Source organism: Paenibacillus bovis, assembly GCF_001421015.2.
In the GTDB taxonomy this organism is placed as follows: domain Bacteria; phylum Bacillota; class Bacilli; order Paenibacillales; family Paenibacillaceae; genus Saccharibacillus; species Saccharibacillus bovis.
In genome coordinates this window covers 316,971-338,046 of sequence record NZ_CP013023.1, presented here as the reverse complement: position 1 = coordinate 338,046, position 21,076 = coordinate 316,971, and the positions used below count along the sequence as shown (strand labels likewise).

The window sequence follows — 21,076 nt, the reverse complement described above, 5'->3', positions numbered from 1 at the left end:
GATGCATGGAGTGCAGATGAACCGCAGCCATTATAACAAGTTACTTTCCATTCTTTTCATAAGCTGCCTTAGTAGTATACGCTCATCTGCGGATATCGAATGGAGCAGTTTTTCTTGCTGCTGCTGCCATTTTAATCTTACCGGTGCTTCTAATTCTTTGCCTTTTTCGGTCAGGAAAATGCGCATGATCCTTTTGTCTTGTTCGTCACGGGTACGATATATAAATCCATTTTGTTCAAGTGACCTTACCATATGGGTGACCGTAGGAGGTTCACAGTTCAAATATTCGCATAGCTGCATTTGTGTGACTCCGTCATCGATCCACAAACGGGAAAGCAGATTATCCTGTCCTACATACAGGTTCAACTCCCGTAAAGACTCACTATAATCCCTGCGCATTTGAGAGGAAATTCGATCGACCGATTGACGAATATCACAATCCACTCTGTCCGTCATTTCTGGCTCTCCTCCACTTATAAATATATAAATAGGTTATGCTTAGCCTGCTAAATATAAGGCGAAGGAGAATGCGTGTCAACAGAATGTATGACTATGCTTATAAAATAGCCAGCATTTTATACACCCTATACTGGCATACAGCCAATTACTGGATGCCGGCTGCCAGTTCATCCATTACTTCCTGCACAGTCTGGATTTTCTTGATCGGTGTAATGCCCGTACCTACGGTAATAATGCCACCTTCACCATTGCCTTCAAGCATCCCGATGCGGATCGAGCTTGACCCTCCCGAGAGAATAGCAATTTCTTGGCGAGAAGCTCCCTGTTTGTCCAAGGCGACCAATTTCTCGGCAAATGGGGTAGGTAGCGAACGATAGTAGGCTGGCAAAGTACGGTAAAACAATAAATCCGCTGCCGATGAATCTACGATTTGTTGCTTGACGGACAGAGCTGCCGGATTCTCGACCGTAGGAATAAAGCGGCTTCCCAAAAAGACACCTTCTGCTCCCAATGCAAAAGCACTCGCCACCCCACGGGCATCGCCAATTCCCCCAGCGGAGACAACCGGAATATCCAGCACATCCACGATCATAGGCGTAATGGTAAATGTACCAATCGCACTCGATGGCAGCGTACCCCCTTCATCAAACCCGGTCACCACGTAAATATCAACACCCATATCCTGTGCAGCATGTGCATCTTCGAACGTTGGGTTCAACGGCCGGTACACGATCTTGATATTCGCTTCTTTTAAAGGGTTAACAATCTTTTCGGTCAATGTCCCTTCCGTGCCATTAAGAAGAACCACTTGCACGCCTTCCTCGATAATAATCTCCAAAATCGGCCAGGTGTATTTCAAATCGCCATCTACGATCAATGTCGTACCAAACGGCTTATCCGTTAATTGCTTTGTTTTGCGAATTTCGCGGCGCATCCGTTCGGCTGTTTCTTCGGGAGAAGTGGTAATTGTGGTTTGGCCGGCGTTGGGACCGAGAATGCCCAGCCCGCCTGCATTGCTGACAGCGGCCACAAATTCGGCGTTGGTAATCCAGCTCATTGGTCCTTGTATGATCGGTTTTTCAATTCCCAGAATAGTGGCTACGCGATTGTTCATCATCAAAATCCTCTCTTTGGTAAGATCTATTAAAGTGCATTTCACACGGTACAATTGGATTGGTCTTGTCTGACGATTGTGCTACACTATTATTTAGTATGCTAAATAATATAAAGTATCGACACGAATCAGCAGCATTGACCTCATCATACGCAGGATAGTTGCATTTGAGAAGAAGGCAATATAAATGAACATAGTACACCTTTTTGTACTTTTGGGATGGGAGCGGGATCATGAGAATATGCAGCGATGGGTTTGAAGAAGACTTTATCGATAAGGAACGAGCGATGTATGCTATAGCTTTTACACAAAATATACTCACAGGGCGTTGGAAATATTTGATTATCTGGTATCTGGACGGAAGTACGCGCCGGTTCACGGATATCAAAAAGTTTCTGGGGGACCTGTCTCAGGGCTCGCTCACCAAACAGCTGAAAGAACTGGAGAAGGACGGAATTATCAAGCGTGTTGTGTACCCCGAAGTGCCTCCACGGGTTGAATATTCACTGACAGAGAAGGGCACCCGGCTTCTTCCTGTACTAAAAAATATGGAGGCATTTGGCAACGAATATGGAGAAAAGCCCCGGTCTGCCAAAGATTCATAATAGTGTTAGGGCTGGGCTGCAATCTGTAATTTTGGAAAGGGAAATCAGATAGCTGCGGATGACCATGTTACTGCCTACCGATCAATGATATGTTAAAGTATGAATATTATTTTGTTACGATCTGCTATCAATGGGGTAACTTTTAGGGATCACGCTTCGTCTGTGTAGATAGCTGCACGAGACAGCTTTATTCCGGTAAGACCGAAGGAGGAATACAATATGTTACGTCATTTATCTGTACGAAAAGGAATGCTGGCTGCCGCGATCGCTGGCACAACCGTGCTGGGCGCAGCAGGCGCAGGCTATGGTGTACTCATGCCTGTTCATCATGCCGAAGCCGCAGCGAGCGATTATACGCAGAAGCTGGTGCTTCAGAACCTGAACAGCTTCTACAAGCCTGCTCTCAAAGGAAAATTCCCTGGAGACATGAATGCTTATACAATTGGCAAAACGACGAGAGCGGAAGTGCTGGATCGTCTCGGTGCAGCCGAGGTACCTCGCAAGAATGCCAGCGGATATGATCAATATACCGCCAATATGGGACATCCCGGATATGCCTTTCATTACGATAAAAACAATGTGCTGACCGAAATGCGCTATTTTGGCACCAATGTGGAGCGCCAGACCAATATCGGCGGAATCACGATGAAGCTGCTGCGTCAGCAGTGGTATGCACCTGCATCCACGACTACAATCGGCAGCGGAGCGAACAAGCAGACCAAGATGACCTATATCCGCGGTAACTACAAGCTGGAATTCATCTTCAACAGCAGCACCGATCTGGATCATATCAATCTCGTTAAGGCCTGATTGAACAAGTGGAGTAAAAAAGCCTGCCAGCAGACCATATCTGCTGGCAGGCTTTTATGTTGTGCGGGATAGCGGCATACTCCGAATATTCTGAATTCATCGACAAGGTATGCCTACTTGAAGATCAATCACCGTTATTTGATGCCGAGTCTCATGCGGTAGCTGAACAATACATTAATAACGCCACCACGGAAAAAGTCATCTGCCATTGCCTGGAACACGCCGATCTCCGATTCGAGATGCTGTGCGGCAGCTCCCAGTTTTAACGCGGCCTGAATACCGCCCTGACTGAGCAGCAGACCGGTATAGCGCTCCGCACTGCATGGCTCGGTATGATGGAAGACGATCTCCCGGGTAAAGCGGAAATGCCCGCTGTCCTGCAGTGCCTGCAGATGAGTGTTCTTGTCCCGCTTGCTGGCTGTTGTGTCTGGATCGGCATGCTGCTCGATCAAACGGTCGGAGAGCCGGATCAGATGTTCATATTCCCTCTCCAGCTGCCAGTTGATCGTAGGCGGCCAGTCGCAATCGTATATGGCAAATACACCACCCGATGCCAATACTCTCGCTGCTTCCTGCAGCGTACTCACCGGCTCCATCCAATGAAAGGACTGAGAGCAGGTAATGATATCGGCGGCTCCGTTGTCGACAGGCAGCTGGTTGGAATAGCCCTGTTCAAAGGTGATACGATCCGTATCTCCCAGCTGTTCCAGCTTGCGCCGGGCGACAGTGATCATGTCTTCGTTGGGCTCGACTCCAATCACCTTTGCTGCCCGTCCTTGCCAGATCAGAGTGGATAGTCCGGTGCCACAGCCTACATCCACGACCAGTCCCGGTCGCTTCTGCAAATAATTGGTCAGTAGATCGACCACCATGCCGGGCGCCTGGGGACGATGCTGATCATATAATTCCTGAAAGCCGTTAAATCGATCGATATTATTCCTTGAGTTGTGCTCCGGGATATTCATAATTAGTCCTCCTTTGGCGAATCGCAGGTTTATTTTACCAATATCATACATAGACCCAACTGAATATAAAACCATAGATTTAATCTAAATCATCTGTCATTCAAATAGAGCTTAATATATTATAATTCTTTTCAAACAGGAAAAATTAGTATATAAATAAAGATGTTTTTTAATGCTTTAAATTTATTGTTAATAGTTAAATGTATTTTTTTGGGTATATATTTGTATAATATTTAAGGGGTGAGAAAATTGATTCTTTCATCTTTTGATGAAAATAGTTTATACAGCAAGTTGGATAGCGAGAGAAAAGAAAGTGATCTAAATAGGACAGGAACTCCTTCTAGAGATGACTATGAAAGAGATTATGGTAGGATAGTGCATTCTGCAGCATTTAGAAGATTACAATCTAAAACGCAAGTTTTTGGTGTGGGAGAGGGTGACTTTCATCGTACTCGTTTAACTCATTCTATGGAAGTTGCCCAGATTGCCCGAGGAATTTCTTTAGCCTTAAACTTAAAGGATTCTATTTTAAATGGGATCCATGGGAAAATAGATACTTCTTTAATAGAAGCTGCCGCTCTTTCTCATGATTTTGGACATCCTCCATTTGGACATCAAGGTGAGCGTGCTCTAAATGAAAAGATGATTAATTTTGGTGGATTTGAAGGGAATGCTCAAACATTTAGAATTTTAACAAGATTAGAAAGAGGAAACGGACTTAATCTTACAAGAGCTACATTGATGGCCATATTAAAATATCCCATTTTATATAGCCAGGCAGTGAATGTTGAAGTTTATAATCAACATAAGTACTCACCGCCTAAAACAAGTGTATATGATGATGATAAAGAAAGATTTGAATGGGTCACAAATATATTAGAACCTAATGAGAAAGATTATTATAGTGAACTTGATAAAATGGATCACAAGCAAAAGCATCATAAAACAAAACATAAATCTTTAGAATGTTCAATAATTGAATTAGCAGATGATATTGCTTATGCTACGCATGATGTGGAAGATGCGTTACGATTAAAATTAATTGATATAAGTGAATTGATCGATATTCTAAAAAAATATCGTTTAGAAAATGATAAAGCTTTAATAAAAGCTGCTAATAAATTAGAAGATCTAATAAAAGGGAAAATTAATCATTCATCGCAAATCATTAAAGATGCTATTGCAGACATAATTTCTCTTTTTATTTCAAGTGTGAAAATTCAAGAAGAAAATTGCTATACTTCACCTAGAATAAGGTATAAAGCAGTGCTACCTGCAAAGTTAGAAGATCTAATTAATGATTTAACTAAGATTGTAAAAGAAAAAGTGATTGATCTTCAGCGTGTGCAAACTTTAGAATGGAAAGGTGGTTACGTTGTAAAAAAACTTTTTGAAGCTCTACAAAGTGAAAAAAAATTATTACGTATCTCAGATCAAGTATTGATTAATACAGGTATGAATCTTGAAAGAGTGGTTTGCGACTATATTGCAGGGATGACTGATTCTTATGCTATTAAAATGTATTCTAGATTATACGAATCAAAAGAAAGTCGTTTATTTGATATATGACTTCAAATAAAATCTATATAATAAATATTTAAGATACTAGACGAAGTGAGAATTATACTGTCTAGTATCTTTTTCGCTTTCTAGCGTAATTTAATAAAGTTATTGCATTTAGCTATTTTCGCTGCTCTGTAAAAAGTGATATGATTTAATGAAACCAATCCCAAGGAATGCCTGTTAAGGAGACATGACCATGACGATCGATATCAAAATCGAAAAGACAACAAGCCCAAAAACCAAACCTGAAACAAAAGGTCTGGTATTCGGCAGTAAATTTACAGATCATATGTTCATTCTGGATTATGATCATGGACAAGGATGGCACGATCCTCGTATCGTGCCTTATCAAAATATCAGCATGGACCCGGCAGCCAAAGTCTTTCACTACGGACAGACCATCTTTGAAGGTCTGAAAGCTTACCTGACCGAAGACGGACGCATTCTGATGTTCCGCCCGACCAAAAATATCGAGCGTCTGAACCTGTCCAACGAGCGCCTGAGTATTCCCGAGATTGATCCGGAGCTGGCTCTTGAAGCGCTGCGTCAGCTGGTGCTGATCGACAAAGAATGGATTCCCGAGGGCGAAGGCACTTCCCTGTATATCCGTCCATTCGTAATCGCGACAGAAGCGGCACTGGGCGTAGCCCCATCCCTGCAGTACAAATTTATGATTATTCTGTCTCCGGTTGCTGCGTATTATGCCGAAGGCATTAATCCGGTCAAAATCTATGTGGAATCCAAGTATGTTCGCGCAGTTCCCGGCGGCGTAGGTACGGCCAAAACAGCCGGCAACTACGCAGCAGGTCTCAAAGCGCAGGAAGGCGCAACCGAGCTGGGTTATTCCCAGGTCATGTGGCTGGACGGCGTACACCGCAAATATATCGAAGAAGTCGGCAGTATGAACGTCTTTTTCAAAATCGACGGTACGGTAGTTACACCGGCACTGAACGGCAGTATCCTGCACGGGATTACCCGCGATTCGATTATCCAGCTGCTCAAGCACTGGGAGATTCCGGTAGAGGAGCGCCAGCTGTCTATCGACGAACTGGAAGAAGCCTCCCGTTCCGGCAAGTTGGAAGAAGCATTCGGTACAGGTACAGCGGCGGTTATCTCTCCGATCGGCGAACTGAACTGGCAGGGTGAGAAACTGACCATCAACGAAGGCAAGACCGGCGAACTGTCGGCCAAACTGTACGAGACACTGACCGGCATCCAAAAGGGCGCAATCGAAGATCCATTTGGCTGGACGCTGGAAGTAAAGTAAAACAAAATCATGAAATAACAAGTACGGTTAGATATACGTATGAAGTGGAATAGAAAGGGTAGGATTCGCTTACATAGCGAGATCCTACCTTTTTTGCTTACAACCTTCTGAAACGATATGAACTGAATTTCTAGTTTGAAGACATATTCTAGCGGAAATATTATTTGAATCTGAAAAAGCAATGATCTCGAATCTAATGAACAAGATCGATCATTTCGCTTGCTGGAGTTTTGGCGGACTTGAAATAACATTCTTGATCATTTATAATGTGCTTGTTAAAGTTGCAATATATCTTACTGCACGTTCTTTTTTTCATTTAATATATTAGTTGTTGATTTAAGACCATTGTATTACTTAATGGCTGGAAGGAAGGTGAATAACATGAGTGCGGCAAACAAGGGAATCCCCATCGGGCCTCCGCATTTTAAAATCGCTGTCCATGCGCTTGTTTGGTTAGCCAAGAATAACAGTATACTGTCCAGCGCCATGATTGCTTCACAGCTCGATACCCACGCAACTTTTTTGAGAAGATTTATGCAATCGTTGACCGTAGCTGGGATTGTGGAGTCGAAGGGTGGGCGCGAAGGCGGGTACATTTTGAATAAACCTGCTCATTTAATATCGTTAGGCGATGTTTATTTAGCTGTTAATACGGGAACTGGACCAGAATTGAATGTAAACTGCAATAAAGCAAGCGAGCAGCTGGACTTGGAAATAGAGAAAATATTATTTGAATCCGAAAAAGAAACGATCGAATATTTAAAGCAATTTACGATCTCGGATTTAATGAACAAGATCGATGATTTCTCTTATTAGAATTTTGGGTACTTGAAATAATATTCTTAATCTTTTATAATGTGCTTATGAAAGTTGCAGTATATCTTGCTGCAACTTTCTTTTTAAGCTAATATGCAACTTTAAAAAGCACAATAAGGGAGGGATATGAAAAATATGTTTCGGTTTTATCGTAACTTTGACAAGGAGTACTGCGACTCGCGCGATCTTGCAGAGAGTAGAATGCTCAACTTTTCGATGTAGACCTTCGAGAATGGGCTCATCTTGCATAAGGGACTAATCTCAATTGAGTTGTAAAAGTTATAGCATCTTCTAACAACGTGTTTACTACTTGATAGTTAAGAATATTCAACGCTATTCATGGTTATAGATCAATATTTTCCCCAATCGAAAGAGGTGTATCCATTATGAAAAAAACAATCGCAATTGTAGGTGCGGGAGCAGGACTTGGCTTATCTATTGCCCGCAAGTTTGGTCAAAATGGCTTTCGAGTTGCATTGATCTCTCGGGATCAAACAAAGCTGGATGAATTGGCGGCGCAATTAGCAGCAGAGAACATCGAAGCCGTTGGCTTCGCAGCAGACGTATTTTATAAAGAACAATTGGAAGCGGCACTCCAGGCTATCAAGAAACGATTTGGATTCATTGATGTTGTGGAATATAGTCCTACAGCAGGCAACTACCTGCCGACTCCAGCTTGGCAAATTACAGATGAGAATGCCCTGGATATCTTCTCCGGTTTTACACTGGGTGCCATTCGGACCGTTCAATCGGTACTACCGGATATGTTAACTAAAGGAACGGGCGCATTGCTGTTTACGACGGCACTGACCTCCATCTATTCCATTCAAAGTACGGCCAATATGGGAATTGCCATGAGCGCTCTACGCAACTATGCACACAACCTCCATAAGGATTTGGCCGATAAGGGGATCTACGTAGGCCATCTTGCCTTGGGCGTATATATCAAGCCTGGTACACAGACAGACGCTTCGTATATTGCCGATGCCTGGTTCGACCTTTATTCCAAACAAAATAAAATGGAAGAGACTTTCCCTGTGGGCGTTACTCCGGAGAGTGTCATACGGTAATCCATTCTGAATCTGGCTTGGGACAGATATCACCATCCTTGGCTTCGTATTAACTGATAAGGAAATACAGAAATAGCTTGCATGAATGGTTATTCCAATAAATACAAAATCAAATGAAGGATGGATGAAATATTATGAGAATAGCTTTAATAACAGGTTCTGGCCGTAAGGGAGGACTGGGGTTTGAAACTGCAAAACAATTGGGTGCCAGGGGATACCACACTATTTTAGCTGCCCGGAGAATGGAACAGATTACTCCATTTGTAGAAGAATTAAAAAGCCTTGGAATAAGCGCTTCTCCAGTAGTCGTGGATATTACAGATGATAAAAGTATAATTGAGGCTGCATCTACCGTCGAAATGCAATATGGTAAATTGGATGTTCTTATCAATAATGCAGCAATGTTGAAAGCTGGAGAGTCTATTGAAAAAATGGATATTGATGAATTAAGAAGCATATTAGACACCAACGTCGTTGGTACATGGAGTGTCACTCAAAAGTTTTTACCGTTGCTAATAAAATCGGATCAAGGAAGAATCGTTAACGTTTCAAGTAGTGCAGGTTCATTAGAAGACCCTCAATATGGATTTATAAATGGTGCATTAGAGATGCCTACCTTAGGGTATGATATATCGAAATTGGCTATGAATGGACTTACGATAAAAATGGCAAAAGAATTTAAGCAATATAAAATGTTAGTCAATTCTGTTTGCCCGGATATAACAGATACATTTGGAACCGGTGGGGGACGCCCTGTGAGCGAGAGTGCAAAGGGAATTGTTTGGGCAGCAACTCTTCCTGATGATGGCCCAACCGGACTTTTCTTTAGAGATGGAAAACAACTTCCATGGTGATATAACCAAATACTCCTCTAGTTACAATTCGAGTTCGTTTCTTATAACGAAAAAAGCTTTTGATTCTATAGCGCTATAGAGTCAAAAGCTTTTTATCATGCTTTGGTCAGTTTATTCTGCAGCACGATCGTCTGCAGTTCATTGGCTTTGATCGCCAGTCCCATATAGTAAGCATCACGATCTTTTACTTTGCCTTCGAGCATCAGAATATTGAGTTCCTGGGTCTTCATATTCAGATCAATGATCAGCTGTTCGATCTCCTGGATCAGCACTGTATGTGGCTCCTGATCGACGTGTGGAGCAGACATATGTAGTTCCCGGATAGAAGAGGACGCTACAGGGGGCTGCGTCTGTATCTGTGTCTGATTCTCGGCCAGATCGTAATAAGCAGCAGTACCTTCTTTGATCTTCACGATACGGGGTTCACGATCAGCGATTGTGCGTAGTGCACCAATGATCGAACCATCACTATAATTCTCGGGCAGCTGCTCCAGGTATTTACGGATAACGGCGAACCCAGTTTTGCCTTCTTTTTGCAAATATTCAAGCACGTGATTACGTATACTCTCGGCATTGGAATTTTTCTGATACATAGCAGAGCCCCCAGGGAGAAGTCGGATGTTGAAAAACGTTCTTTTTGATATATTAACATAGTATTAATACTGTATCAAGTAGTATTAATACTATTGATACTGAGTATTAATACTGTTATGAAGTATCAAGATTGGTAATATTAAAAAGGAAATACACTCTGATAAATCGCTGAAAAACCCTTCTGTTAAAGGGTTTTTGGCGTGTATCAATTTGATGACCGGTTGTACCGAGTATCATACCTACCAGTATCAAGTCTCTAAAAGAAAAAAGAGCTTGATACTGGTAGTAGCAAAAATAGACAAGACGAATATACAGTACTCTGATACGCAGCTAACAGCAGCCGATCCTTTTTAACATCGTGTGTATCCAAATATATTCAGACGTAGATACGTTCAAATTGCAGATGCTAGAGTTTGGTGAATAGTCCTTTTTTATACGCATAAGAGACGATATGATGTAGATATACATTTGGGAAAAGGAGGTATTTATGCAGAAGATTTTGAAGATAGCCTATGGTGCAGTGCTTACTTTTGGCGTTTTGGCACTGGTGTGGATGGTAATAGGAGCAACAGGAGCTTTTCAGGGAGCGATCGATCTGGTAGAGACTATTATATTGATCGTAATCGGTAGTCCGCTGATCGGTCTGATTATTATAGGCTTGTATAATCTGTTTTACACAAGAGTGTTTACAGATTGGCTGCGTACGCTCGCTCCGGTGATAATATCAGTCATAATTTTACTGTTATCCTTTATTGGCGTTAGTAGTATGAGCACGATGGGCTGGTGAACAGATCGTGTTAGTGCAGACGAGACGAGGATAACCACAGATGGAAAGTATGAGTATCGGCTGGAGATTGTGAATGGTACACAGCGCAATTAGAGCAATCAATACATAGTAAGCACGACAGAAAAGATCATACCGTCCAGAGAAGACCCTTTAAAACCGATCCATTTCCTGATGAATGTAGACGAGGGGACAGCTATTGAAATGAATTGAAAAGAACTCCATTTCTCTTTAAGGGATATGGAGTTCTTTTTGATAGATGCCAATGTTATTCATCATTTAACTACGCAGGTCTGCTTATAAATTAATTATGGAAATTTTACAAATAAATGTATTATTTTCACGTAACAACGCTATATAATGAATTGAATCTTTATACTATAAAGGAGGGATTATTAATGAATTGGCGTGTCGTGTGTATGGCTTTGTGTATTATTTGTCTGTTGGTACCCTATGTACCGGTTGGAACGGCGTATGCGGAGCAGGATGATTACGAAAGAGTCAATGTACCCGCCAAGAGCCTGATCAGCGCACACAACACGTTACCGGGCAGCACTCCCCAAATGGCTGCAGATGGTAATCCGGCTACCGCGTGGAATGCAGGACGCAACAGTGGTGTAATCAGCTTTGTTTTTAACCAGGATATCAAGATGAACGGAATCGAGATTGCAGCGACTTCTTCTCCGACGAGTACATTCAGCTATCTGATTTATGGATTGAATGGTAACCGCTGGGAAGAAATTGGACATGCTTCTCGTACAGTAGAATACCGCGAAGACGGCAAAGCGACGGTGCTGGAACGAATCCCGGTTCTGGAGGGAACGTATGGCGGTGTCCTAATCTCTATGGACTCCAGTAATACTGCATCTGTATCAATCAACGAACTCTATCTGACGCAAGGAACAGAGCCTACATTTGACAATGCTACAGTCTCTCAATTGAGTGGTGGAGCGTTTTTGACGTGGGAGCATGAAGGGTTTGCCAACCAGACTGTCATCTATTACGGCACTCAGCCCGGCGTGTACACGGAAAAAGTCATTGCTCCGTGGAGAGGATATCTGGGAACACGTGTGTATAATCTGGTGAATGACAAAAAATATTATTTCAAAATAGCCGCCAATGTACAGGGTAAGATCTACTATTCCAAAGAATTATCGGTTGTCCCCAAATCGAGTAAGATCGCCAAAACATTACCTGAAGGAACACGGGGTGGTGTCTGGCCCTATTACAGTGATCTGAACCTGACGCCAAACGATGCTTTTGATGGGGACATCTATACATCGTGGTATTATACCAATCCCAATTACCCGCCTAATGATGATGGTTCGCTCGCTCTCTATTTCTTCCGCAATCCAACATATATAGAAAGTGTACAAATTATCACCCAGTACTCTCCTGTAGCCCTCGATCGATCCGGTGTACGAGAAGATGAATATACGATTACATCTGGATGGGACTGGAACACAGGAGATATTCCGATTGGTCAGCTGAAGACAACGGTTCGTGATCCCGGCGGCGATGGTATCGTTTATCTGGAGACGATTCCGGTCAAGCCAGGCTATTACCACGAATTTGAGATTCATGTGAAGACAACAGGCCGATACGTCAGTGTGAATGAAGTGATTATTAATGGAAAAGATCCCAACGCTTCGGTCACCGGGAATGTGTATGGGAATGAAGCGAACAAAGTAACGCAAGATGTATATGCTGCTAATCGTCCTATGACAAAAAATTAAGATTCAAAGGCTACCGTGCTGAATCGGTAGCCTTTATTTGTTATAACGAATCATTCATGTACTGAACATCTGATTAGAACAGAATTATGTACTATCTGTATAAACATTTGGTGTAAATATCATGGATCAATTGCGGGTGATCCTTGATGTATGCTATAAATGATGTAGTTCCGGCAAGGAACCAAGCGTACACGAGTATATTCACATAAGGCTATGCCATATGATATGAATACAGGCACACCGTAGCGCCCAAAGCGCATACATACGGGAGCACGATTATTGAGAAAAAGGAGCTGTCATCTGCATATGTCTACCGAGATGAACACGCACGAAATTATTAACTTGATCAAAACAAGCAAAAAGAAAACTCCTGTCAAAGTATACCTCAAAGGACAGCTGGACGGTCTGACTTTCCCTGAGGGCGTACAGACTTTCATTACCGGCAACACCGGCGTTATTTTCGGTGACTGGGCGGATATCCAGGGCGTATTGAGCGAGAACAGCACACAGATCGAAGATCATGTGATCGAGAGCGATCGTCGCAACTCCGCGATTCCGCTGCTGGATATGAAGAACATCAACGCACGTATCGAGCCGGGCGCATTTATCCGTGAAATGGTATCGATTGGCGACAATGCGGTTATCATGATGGGCGCAGTCATCAATATCGGCGTGGTAATCGGCGAAGGTACAATGATCGATATGGGCGCTGTCCTCGGCGGACGCGTTCAAGTCGGTAAAATGTGTCACATCGGTGCAGGCTCCGTTCTGGCGGGCGTTATCGAGCCACCTAGTGCACAGCCGGTTGTCGTGGAAGACGATGTACTGATCGGTGCCAATGTAGTCGTTCTGGAAGGCGTACGCATCGGTGAAGGCGCTGTGGTAGCAGCCGGAGCTGTTGTAACCCAGGACGTACCGGCATTCTCCGTAGTCGCAGGCACACCTGCACGCGTGATCAAGCAGGTCGACGACAAAACGAAATCCAAAACAGAGATTCTGCAGGATCTGCGTACTCTGTAATTGGATTGAGCGTATACGAAGCATTCAGACAGGGAGCAGAAAATTCTCTGACGATGATTGCACATCAAACCCGGCAGCTGCCGGGTTTTTTGTTGAATGTTATTGCTGAATGCTAGGCATGTCTATTCGTCATGCCTACAATGTCTGCCCGTTATCAATCGTGAGAATCTGACCGGTAACCGATTCCTGTGTCAACTGAAACAGGATCGCGTCTGCAATATCTTCGGAAGTGGAAATGCGCTGGAGCGGGAGATGGCCTGCCAGCTGATGCATTTTGGCTTCATTGCCTGCCCACCAACGGGTATCGACGGCACCGGGGGCGATACTGTTGACCCGGATATTCGGAGCGAGAGCAACAGCCAGTGAACGGGTCATGGTATGGATTGCCGACTTGGTGGCTGCATAAGGGATGGAGGAGCCGATACCGGTTGTTCCTGCCACACTGCCCATATTGATAATGACGCCGGATCGCTGTTTCTTCATATGAGGAACGACTGCTTTGATGCAGTTGAACATTCCTTTCACATTTACATTGAAAAGAGAATCCCAGATTTCGTCGGTAACAGCATCCAGATCGCTCATTGGAATCTGGGCGGTAATGCTCGCATTGTTGATCAGCGCATCTACAGTGCCGAACGTTGCGACTGTCTTACGCACGAGAGTGTCGGTTTCTTGGGCGAGGGATACGTCTGCTTTGCAGGCGATAGCTGTCCCTCCGGATTGTGTGATTTGCTTGACTACGTCGGCAGCTGCCTGTTCCGATCGGCTGTAATTGATAACGACTTTGGCCTGCTCCGCAGCCAGCTTCAATGCGACTGCTTTTCCGATACCGGTACCGCCGCCGGTTATAATGATGACTTTATTTTTTAACTGCATTTCGATTCCTCCTTCGGATAGATGACACATCTGTATTATATTTTCCGGTGGTTGCAGCGTATAATACATAATAATGAAGATGGTATCATTTGAAATGATACCCGTGAGAGGAAGATGACTTGTGGAAAGTCATGATCTGCGGATTTTTAAACAAGTGGCGGATCTGCAATCCGTGTCCAAGGCTGCCGAAAAGCTGGGCTATGTGCAGCCGAATGTGAGCCAGCGTATCAAAAGCCTGGAAGATGAGCTGGGGGTTCGCTTGTTTGTGCGCAATAACAGAGGTGTGACTCTGACGGAACAAGGCATTACTTTATTGGACTATGCCAATCGGGTTATTCAGCTGCTGGACGAAGCCGTCACATTGCTGCATCCTGCCCAAAGCAAGGATTGCCTGACGATCGGTGCTTCCCAGACGGTGTCGGCTGTCAAGATTCCGCAGCTGTTTGCGTCGTTTCTCGGAGGAGCCGGTCATATGGATGTAAAGCTCAAAACAAAGGACAAGCAGCATTTGCTGACCATGCTGTCCTATGGCGAGCTGGATGGTGCTTTTGTGCAAGGAACGTATAATACTGCCCAGTTTGATACGGTATACCGATATTGGGAAGAGATGATATTGATTTCGTCCGATTCTGTTACAGCCGTACAGAATCATGCTCCGGTACTAATCGTAAATGGAGACAAGAACTGTATTTACCGGCAACAAACACTCGACTATGCCAAAACCCATTACCTGGAGCATCCGATAGTGATGGAATTTGATTCTCTGGAAGCGATTCTGCAGGCTGTCCATGATGGACTGGGAATGAGCGTTGTACCGGCAGCTGTAGTGCATAGCCGCAACAACATCTCTATGATGCAGCGTCATCCGCTGTCTACACGTATACCAATTGATTTTATTATCAAGCATAAAAAGAAGCAGCCATCCGGCTTGCAAAAGTTTATCCGTTTTTTGCAGAATCAATAATCGGTGTCTGGCGAAATTGCATCGTATGATTCCGGACTATAGCTGGCAGCACATTTGTTATGCCGTTAGTCTTATAATTAGAAAAGATTCCGTCTGACTATATCCTCATCAACCAAAGGCAAGGAGCGAAATCCATGACTACACCAACACTTATTAATATCCGCCGCGATCTGCACCGGATTCCCGAACCGGGATTCCAGGAATTCAAAACCCAGCAGTACCTGCTGGATTATATCGCCCAGTTGCCGCAGGAGCATCTGGAAATACGTACCTGGAAAACAGGGATTCTGGTCTATGTGCATGGTACAGCACCGAAGCGCCGGTTTGGCTACCGTGCCGATATGGACGGGCTGCCGATTGTGGAAGAGACCGGATATGATTTTCAAAGTGAGCATCCCGGCTATATGCACGCCTGCGGGCATGATCTGCATATGACGATCGGGCTTGGAATTTTGACGCATTTTGCCCGGCAGCGGATGCAGGATGATCTGGTCATGATTTTCCAGCCTGCCGAAGAGGGACCGGGCGGCGCGAAGCCGCTGCTGGACAGCGCTGAACTGGCGGACTGGATGCCGGAGCAGATCGTCGGACTGCATGTGGCGCCGGAGTATCCGGTAGGAACGATTGCGACCCGTCAGGGTATTTTGTTCGCCAATACATCGGAACTGTTCATCGATCTGATCGGGAGGGGGGACATGCTGCGTATCCGCATCGTGCCAATGATATGGTAGTTGCCGGCTGCCAGCTCGTCGGACAGCTGCAAAGTATTGTCGCCCGTAATGTGAATCCGCTGGATTCTGCAGTAGTGACCATTGGTAAAGTCGAAGGCGGCACCAAGCAGAATATTATCGCTGAACGTGCACGTCTGGAAGGCACGATCCGTACGCTGTCTGCCGAGACGATGGTGCTGGTAAAGTCACGTATTCAGGCACTCGTACAAGGGATCGAAGCCGGATTCGAATGCCGGGCAGAGATTGATTGGGGCTCCAACTATATGCAGGTATATAATGAAGAAAAGCTGACGGCCGAGTTTATGGATTGGCTGTCTGGCCGTTCGGATATCCAGCTGGTCGAGTGTACCGAAGCGATGACCGGAGAGGACTTTGGTTATTTGCTGGAGCAGATTCCGGGCTTCATGTTCTGGCTCGGTGTGGATACACCGTACGGCCTGCATCATGCCAAGCTGGAACCCAGTGAGGATGCAATAGAGGTGGCAGTTCGTACCGTGACGGATTATTTTGAGTGGAAATCAGGAACAACTGCAGAGCAGGATGGACTACATCACGTATAGATAGCAAGACAGATCGAGCGAAAGGAGGATGGACGTATGGCGAGAACCAAAGCCTTTGACAAAACAGCGGTGCTGCAGCGGGCGATGAAGACATTTGGACGTACCGGTTATGAAGGGACGACTTTGCCGGATTTGCTGCAGGAACTGGGTATTGCCCGGCAGAGTCTGTATGATACGTACGGCACCAAGCGTGATCTGTTCATCATGGCGGTCAAGCATTATATGGATGGCAAGACCGAAGATATGGCCGAGCTATTGGAACAGCCCGGAAGTGCAATCGGGCAGCTGGAGTATATTTTCGATGTGATGATCCAGGCGCTGGTCGATCCGGAATTGGCACAGCAGTGCTTTATCATTAGCAGCGCGGTTGAGCAGGCACCGCAAGACGCAGAGCTGCGGGAGTATTTGCAGAGCAATACCGAGCAGATCGAGCAGGGACTGTACCAACTGCTGCAGCGGGCGGCAGATGAAGGAGAACTGTCTGCAGCGTTTGATTTGCAGGAGTTGGCACACTTTCTGGCACATGAGCGGATGGGTCTTATTTTCTCGGCCAAGGCAGGTGCGAATGAACAGCAGCTGCGCAGCATCACGAAGATTGCATTGTCGGTGTTACGAAGTCATCGTGCCTGAGCACTGCAACGATAAGCTCGGGTGAACAAAGCAACTCATGTATAGCTGAATATCGAATGAGGAGTGATGAACATGAGCAAAAAAGGTAAAAGAATAGCATGGATCGCAGCGATTTTCGTGATTGTTGTCATCGTATGCTGGATGTTTCTGGTATGGTATGTACGGCATATCAGTGGGGCTGCGTAATGCTGTGAATTTGATCAGATGTACCGTTGGAGTTTTTGAATAAAGGTTATCAAAGAAGGATCGCCGGTATGATCTGGCGATCCTATATAAAAGAGGCACACCCAAGTATGATAACTTCGGTGTGCCTTTATTTGTTGTTATATGAATTATATATTTAGGTATAATCAACTGTTCGCTGTTCGCTGTTCGCTGTTCGCTGTTCGCTGTTCGCTGTTCGCTGTTCGCTGTTCGCTGTTCGCTGTTCGCTACAAGAAAATATTCGTGCCCTATTATCGGATTCAGCTGGTAACGGGTGCGTACCAGTGCAGATTGTCACGGATAAAGGCTTCCAGTGAACGCGGGGGCCGGCCGGTAATACGCAGCACCGTATCTGTAACCTGATCCTCAATGCCTTCGGTACGAATACGTGTATCCAGTCCGGCAAAAAAGCGTGCATAATCCGGCTGCATACCGGCAGTCAGCAGCAGGTCGTACAATTGTTCTTCTTCCACATGATGATGCTGCACATCCAGTCCAGACAGATGACTGATGATAGCGGCAGCTTCTCCATAGCTGAGAGACTCTGGTCCAGTGATGATATGATCGGTATTATGCGGCTGCTCATCGGTCAGTGCATGGACAGCCACACGGGCAATATCCTCGGCATCGACAAATCCCAGTTTGCCCTCACCGGTCGCTGTGGTAATACCTGCGCCGGAGCGAATCGCGTAGCCATGTGCTGCTTCGGTAAAGTTCTGCATAAAGTAGGATGGGCGCAGGATAGCCCATTCCGGCGCATGCTGCATCATATACTGCTGCACTGTTCCGAATACAGGTCCATCCGCTTCAATCGAAGCACTGGACAGCATGACCAAGCGCCGTGTTCCGACAGCAAGTGCCTGTTCCATAAAAGGAATCATCGCTTTCTCGGGATGCATGTCCATGATAGGAGCGACCAGATAGATCGTATTCATTCCTTCGATGGCAGCGGCGAATGTCTCCGGACGATACCAGTCAAATTCCACTTCGGGGATCGCCTGCTGACCAGAACGTGGGGAGCGCATCGCTTTGCGTACAGTGTAGCCTTGAGCAGTCAGCAATTCGGCGATACGGGTAGATGTTTTGCCGCTACCGGCAGTGAGAAGAAGCTGTGGATTATTCATGATCAGACCTCCTGTGTAGGTGCATCCGGAGTGACAGCCCGTGCTACAGCGAGCGGGTTCCAGTAATCCAGATAACGCGAGATTTTGCCATTTTTCACTTCGATCAGGGAGATATAGTCCTGTGCATAGACCTTGCCTGTCTCCAGCAAGATGCCTGTCCCCTGGAACTGGGCGATAAAGATATCGGGGTTCAGCGTCTGGTGAATCACCGGTGTACTGAAATGATTCATACGGATCATTCCATCAAACTGCTCCATATGCTGGGCGAGAGCCTGTTTACCTTCCAGCAACTTGTTATAACCTTCATCTGCATAAGGGAACTCAAAGCGGATTTGCTCGTCGAACAAGTCCAGCCAGCTCTGCATATCCTTATCCAGCAGCAGGGAACCAAACTGGTTGATCAGGTGCAGCGCCTGCTCTGCACGTTCGTTCAATACGTCAATCGTAGAAGAGGAAGAAACGGATGGGTTGGTCATAATAAATGCCTCGCTTTCAATTAGGTAATAGGATCATGTGCGTCCTGACAGAAGCAATGAAGCGGCTTTGTCAAAGGCTTGTAAGACCACTATACCCATTCCGGACTATATAGTCAATAATATTCGGACTAAATAGTCAAAAATAATTAGAGGTGATTATTATGCTGTTAAAACAGGTCTGCAAAAAGGATGAGTATAGCGAATAAACACGCAAAGCTGACTTGGCAGCTTCATATTCATAAGTGGGTATGTATTTTCATGTAACACCCCGCTTTTTAACGGTAATCAGATGCAGAAATGAATAGTCAAAGTATCGTAAAAAAGCTTTGACTTGCTTGTCTCCAGTGGCTTACAATACTCATTTGTCGGGTAAGAATGGTTAGATACCCGGATTGGGCGGCAGAATCGCCTTTCCGGATGGATTCGGCATGAGCAAATTCCTATACGGTTCAATAGATATGGATGATTAAAGGAGCATGGAAGCATGAGCATAAAAAAACGCATTTATGATATGGTACTGATCACGATAGGCGCTTTTCTGTTTGCACTGGCGGTCAATCTGTTTATCATCCCGAATAATCTGGGTGAAGGCGGCGTGACCGGGGTTACAATTATCATCTATTATTTGCTCCAATGGTCTCCGGGACTAGTCAATCTGGTGATCAATTCATTTCTGATTCTGATTGGTTACAAATTTCTGGATAAAACGAGTATTATCTATACAATTATCGCGGTAGCGCTAAACTCGCTGTTTCTGCATCTGACGGAAGGCTGGCATATTGAATCGAATGAGATCGTGGTTAATGCGGTCTTTGCCGGGGTGCTGGTTGGTGTGGGGATCGGATTGATTATCCGTGCAGGCGGCACAACGGCAGGTACGGCGATTCTGGCACGGATTACGCATAAATATCTGGACTGGAATATCAGCTACGGACTTCTCTTTTTTGACCTGATCGTGGCATTCTCGTCTCTGTTTATTATCGGAGCGGAGCGGCTGATGCTGACGATTATCGCGCTGTATATCGGTACCAAGGTGATGGACTTTATTATCGAGGGCCTGAATCCGAAAAAGGCGGTCATGATTATCTCCTCCCATCAGGAAGCGATCGCGGAGAAAGTTATTACCGTGATGGACCGCGGGGTCACCGTCTTGTCCGGTCATGGCTATTACACCAAAAACCCCAAAGAAGTACTGTATATTGTCATCAGCAAACAGGAAGTATCCGTGCTGAAGAAGATTGTACGTACGGAAGACCCGAATGCGTTTATTACGATTCATGATGTGCGTGATGTGTTCGGTGAAGGTTTCCTGGAATTGTCCAAGTAAACGCCGATGCTTCTTTGGAACAAACAAATTTAAATCAATAGAAATCCAGCTCAAAGCCGCGCTATCTCCTGTACAGATCATTTCTGAGGGAGACAGCGCGGCTTTTTTGTTATGGAAAAATCGCCTGTCGCTATGACTGCATATCAGATGCACGATCATAGCGACAGGCGATTCATTTGTCAGCATATGATCTGTCGGATCACAGCTTAGGATTTGGTTTTGGCGAGTTCCAGCGCCATATCGGCTTTTTGCAGATCATGTTCTACCTGCTCGTCGATATTGTACGCATGGTACATTTCATTTTCGATCATATAGTTAGCGATTTTCTCGTGTAGATCGATCGCTTTTTGCATTTGGGCTTTGAGGGTACGGCGTACACTGGGTGTAGCTGTCTCGGTCAGGGCTACCGCATAGTTGCGAACCCCTGCTTTGGCAGACATCAGCAGATCGGTGGCAATTGCCAGATCATCCAGTGGTGCTGTTGCATTAACGAGCATTTCTTTGGTCATACTGTTGGAAGCCATAAT

21 protein-coding genes and 1 pseudogene are annotated in these 21,076 nt (G+C 45.1%); 14 read left to right on the top strand and 8 right to left on the bottom strand.

Translation table 11 applies throughout. The annotated features are described in order from the left end of the window. Nucleotides 1–30: 30 nt before the first annotated feature. Both AR543_RS01480 and AR543_RS01475 read right to left on the bottom strand, forming a co-directional pair. Complete coding sequence (locus tag AR543_RS01480) at nucleotides 31–456, bottom strand: MarR family winged helix-turn-helix transcriptional regulator (RefSeq protein ID WP_060531183.1); 426 nt, start codon at nucleotides 454–456, stop codon at nucleotides 31–33. 148 nt (nucleotides 457–604) lie between these two features. Next, nucleotides 605–1,573, bottom strand: a complete 969-nt coding sequence (locus tag AR543_RS01475; protein ID WP_082472311.1) for an NAD(P)H-dependent flavin oxidoreductase — start codon at nucleotides 1,571–1,573, stop codon at nucleotides 605–607. A 233-nt stretch (nucleotides 1,574–1,806) separates the two neighbouring features. Between AR543_RS01475 and AR543_RS01470 the strand changes: the two genes are divergently transcribed. Then, nucleotides 1,807–2,178: a winged helix-turn-helix transcriptional regulator gene (locus AR543_RS01470; RefSeq protein ID WP_082472076.1), complete on the top strand. Its 372-nt coding sequence runs from the start codon at nucleotides 1,807–1,809 to the stop codon at nucleotides 2,176–2,178. Nucleotides 2,179–2,397: 219 nt separating this feature from the next. After that, complete coding sequence (locus AR543_RS01465) at nucleotides 2,398–2,988, top strand: YjgB family protein (protein ID WP_060531179.1); 591 nt, start codon at nucleotides 2,398–2,400, stop codon at nucleotides 2,986–2,988. Between the two features lie 134 nt (nucleotides 2,989–3,122). Here AR543_RS01465 and AR543_RS01460 read toward each other — a convergent pair whose 3' ends face one another. Further along, a complete protein-coding gene (locus AR543_RS01460) occupies nucleotides 3,123–3,953 on the bottom strand; it encodes a class I SAM-dependent methyltransferase (RefSeq protein WP_060531177.1) in 831 nt (276 codons plus the stop codon). A 240-nt stretch (nucleotides 3,954–4,193) separates the two neighbouring features. Here AR543_RS01460 and AR543_RS01455 point away from each other — a divergent pair, with 240 nt between their 5' ends. The 5 genes from AR543_RS01455 (at nucleotide 4,194) to AR543_RS01435 (ending at nucleotide 9,523) form a co-directional block, all read left to right on the top strand. After that, nucleotides 4,194–5,522, top strand: coding sequence for an anti-phage deoxyguanosine triphosphatase (locus AR543_RS01455; protein ID WP_082472075.1), 1,329 nt, complete (start codon nucleotides 4,194–4,196; stop codon nucleotides 5,520–5,522). 190 nt (nucleotides 5,523–5,712) lie between these two features. Next, nucleotides 5,713–6,783, top strand: a complete 1,071-nt coding sequence (locus AR543_RS01450; RefSeq protein WP_060531173.1) for a branched-chain amino acid aminotransferase — start codon at nucleotides 5,713–5,715, stop codon at nucleotides 6,781–6,783. Between the two features lie 381 nt (nucleotides 6,784–7,164). Beyond that, nucleotides 7,165–7,599 (top strand): Rrf2 family transcriptional regulator, encoded by a 435-nt coding sequence (locus AR543_RS01445; protein WP_060531171.1) that lies wholly within the window; start codon nucleotides 7,165–7,167, stop codon nucleotides 7,597–7,599. A 386-nt stretch (nucleotides 7,600–7,985) separates the two neighbouring features. After that, nucleotides 7,986–8,669, top strand: a complete 684-nt coding sequence (locus AR543_RS01440) for an SDR family NAD(P)-dependent oxidoreductase (protein WP_060531169.1) — start codon at nucleotides 7,986–7,988, stop codon at nucleotides 8,667–8,669. A gap of 134 nt (nucleotides 8,670–8,803) precedes the next feature. Further along, complete coding sequence (locus AR543_RS01435) at nucleotides 8,804–9,523, top strand: SDR family NAD(P)-dependent oxidoreductase (protein ID WP_060531167.1); 720 nt, start codon at nucleotides 8,804–8,806, stop codon at nucleotides 9,521–9,523. A 95-nt stretch (nucleotides 9,524–9,618) separates the two neighbouring features. On the opposite strand, the gene AR543_RS01430 is transcribed toward AR543_RS01435, so the two are convergent. After that, entirely contained in the window at nucleotides 9,619–10,116 is a 498-nt protein-coding gene (locus AR543_RS01430; RefSeq protein WP_060531165.1) for a hypothetical protein, read from the bottom strand. A 488-nt stretch (nucleotides 10,117–10,604) separates the two neighbouring features. Here AR543_RS01430 and AR543_RS01425 point away from each other — a divergent pair, with 488 nt between their 5' ends. The 3 genes from AR543_RS01425 (at nucleotide 10,605) to dapD (ending at nucleotide 13,657) form a co-directional block, all read left to right on the top strand. Continuing rightward, nucleotides 10,605–10,904 (top strand): hypothetical protein, encoded by a 300-nt coding sequence (locus tag AR543_RS01425; RefSeq protein ID WP_060531163.1) that lies wholly within the window; start codon nucleotides 10,605–10,607, stop codon nucleotides 10,902–10,904. Between the two features lie 395 nt (nucleotides 10,905–11,299). After that, the gene (locus AR543_RS01420; protein ID WP_060531161.1) at nucleotides 11,300–12,637 is read left to right on the top strand and encodes a hypothetical protein; all 1,338 of its coding nucleotides are present in this window, start codon (nucleotides 11,300–11,302) and stop codon (nucleotides 12,635–12,637) included. Nucleotides 12,638–12,943: 306 nt separating this feature from the next. Beyond that, nucleotides 12,944–13,657, top strand: a complete 714-nt coding sequence (dapD, locus tag AR543_RS01415; protein ID WP_060531159.1) for a 2,3,4,5-tetrahydropyridine-2,6-dicarboxylate N-acetyltransferase — start codon at nucleotides 12,944–12,946, stop codon at nucleotides 13,655–13,657. A gap of 135 nt (nucleotides 13,658–13,792) precedes the next feature. Here dapD and AR543_RS01410 read toward each other — a convergent pair whose 3' ends face one another. Then, nucleotides 13,793–14,533, bottom strand: a complete 741-nt coding sequence (locus AR543_RS01410; protein ID WP_060531157.1) for an SDR family NAD(P)-dependent oxidoreductase — start codon at nucleotides 14,531–14,533, stop codon at nucleotides 13,793–13,795. A gap of 121 nt (nucleotides 14,534–14,654) precedes the next feature. Between AR543_RS01410 and AR543_RS01405 the strand changes: the two genes are divergently transcribed. The 3 genes and pseudogenes from AR543_RS01405 to AR543_RS01395 all read left to right on the top strand — a co-directional run bounded on the left by AR543_RS01405 (nucleotide 14,655) and on the right by AR543_RS01395 (nucleotide 17,418). After that, a complete protein-coding gene (locus tag AR543_RS01405) occupies nucleotides 14,655–15,497 on the top strand; it encodes a LysR family transcriptional regulator (protein WP_060531155.1) in 843 nt (280 codons plus the stop codon). Between the two features lie 134 nt (nucleotides 15,498–15,631). Then, a pseudogene (locus tag AR543_RS01400) lies at nucleotides 15,632–16,788 on the top strand (N-acetyldiaminopimelate deacetylase). A gap of 36 nt (nucleotides 16,789–16,824) precedes the next feature. Next, nucleotides 16,825–17,418, top strand: a complete 594-nt coding sequence (locus AR543_RS01395; protein WP_060531153.1) for a TetR/AcrR family transcriptional regulator — start codon at nucleotides 16,825–16,827, stop codon at nucleotides 17,416–17,418. Nucleotides 17,419–17,882: 464 nt separating this feature from the next. Here AR543_RS01395 and AR543_RS01390 read toward each other — a convergent pair whose 3' ends face one another. Both AR543_RS01390 and AR543_RS01385 read right to left on the bottom strand, forming a co-directional pair. Then, on the bottom strand, nucleotides 17,883–18,746 hold the full coding sequence (locus tag AR543_RS01390; protein WP_060531151.1) for an NAD(P)H-binding protein: 864 nt from the start codon (nucleotides 18,744–18,746) through the stop codon (nucleotides 17,883–17,885). A gap of 2 nt (nucleotides 18,747–18,748) precedes the next feature. Next, entirely contained in the window at nucleotides 18,749–19,222 is a 474-nt protein-coding gene (locus AR543_RS01385) for a nuclear transport factor 2 family protein (RefSeq protein ID WP_060531149.1), read from the bottom strand. A gap of 490 nt (nucleotides 19,223–19,712) precedes the next feature. Here AR543_RS01385 and AR543_RS01380 point away from each other — a divergent pair, with 490 nt between their 5' ends. Continuing rightward, on the top strand, nucleotides 19,713–20,549 hold the full coding sequence (locus AR543_RS01380) for a YitT family protein (protein WP_026136348.1): 837 nt from the start codon (nucleotides 19,713–19,715) through the stop codon (nucleotides 20,547–20,549). A 206-nt stretch (nucleotides 20,550–20,755) separates the two neighbouring features. Here AR543_RS01380 and AR543_RS01375 read toward each other — a convergent pair whose 3' ends face one another. After that, complete coding sequence (locus AR543_RS01375) at nucleotides 20,756–21,073, bottom strand: spore coat protein (protein WP_082472073.1); 318 nt, start codon at nucleotides 21,071–21,073, stop codon at nucleotides 20,756–20,758. Nucleotides 21,074–21,076 lie beyond the last annotated feature (3 nt).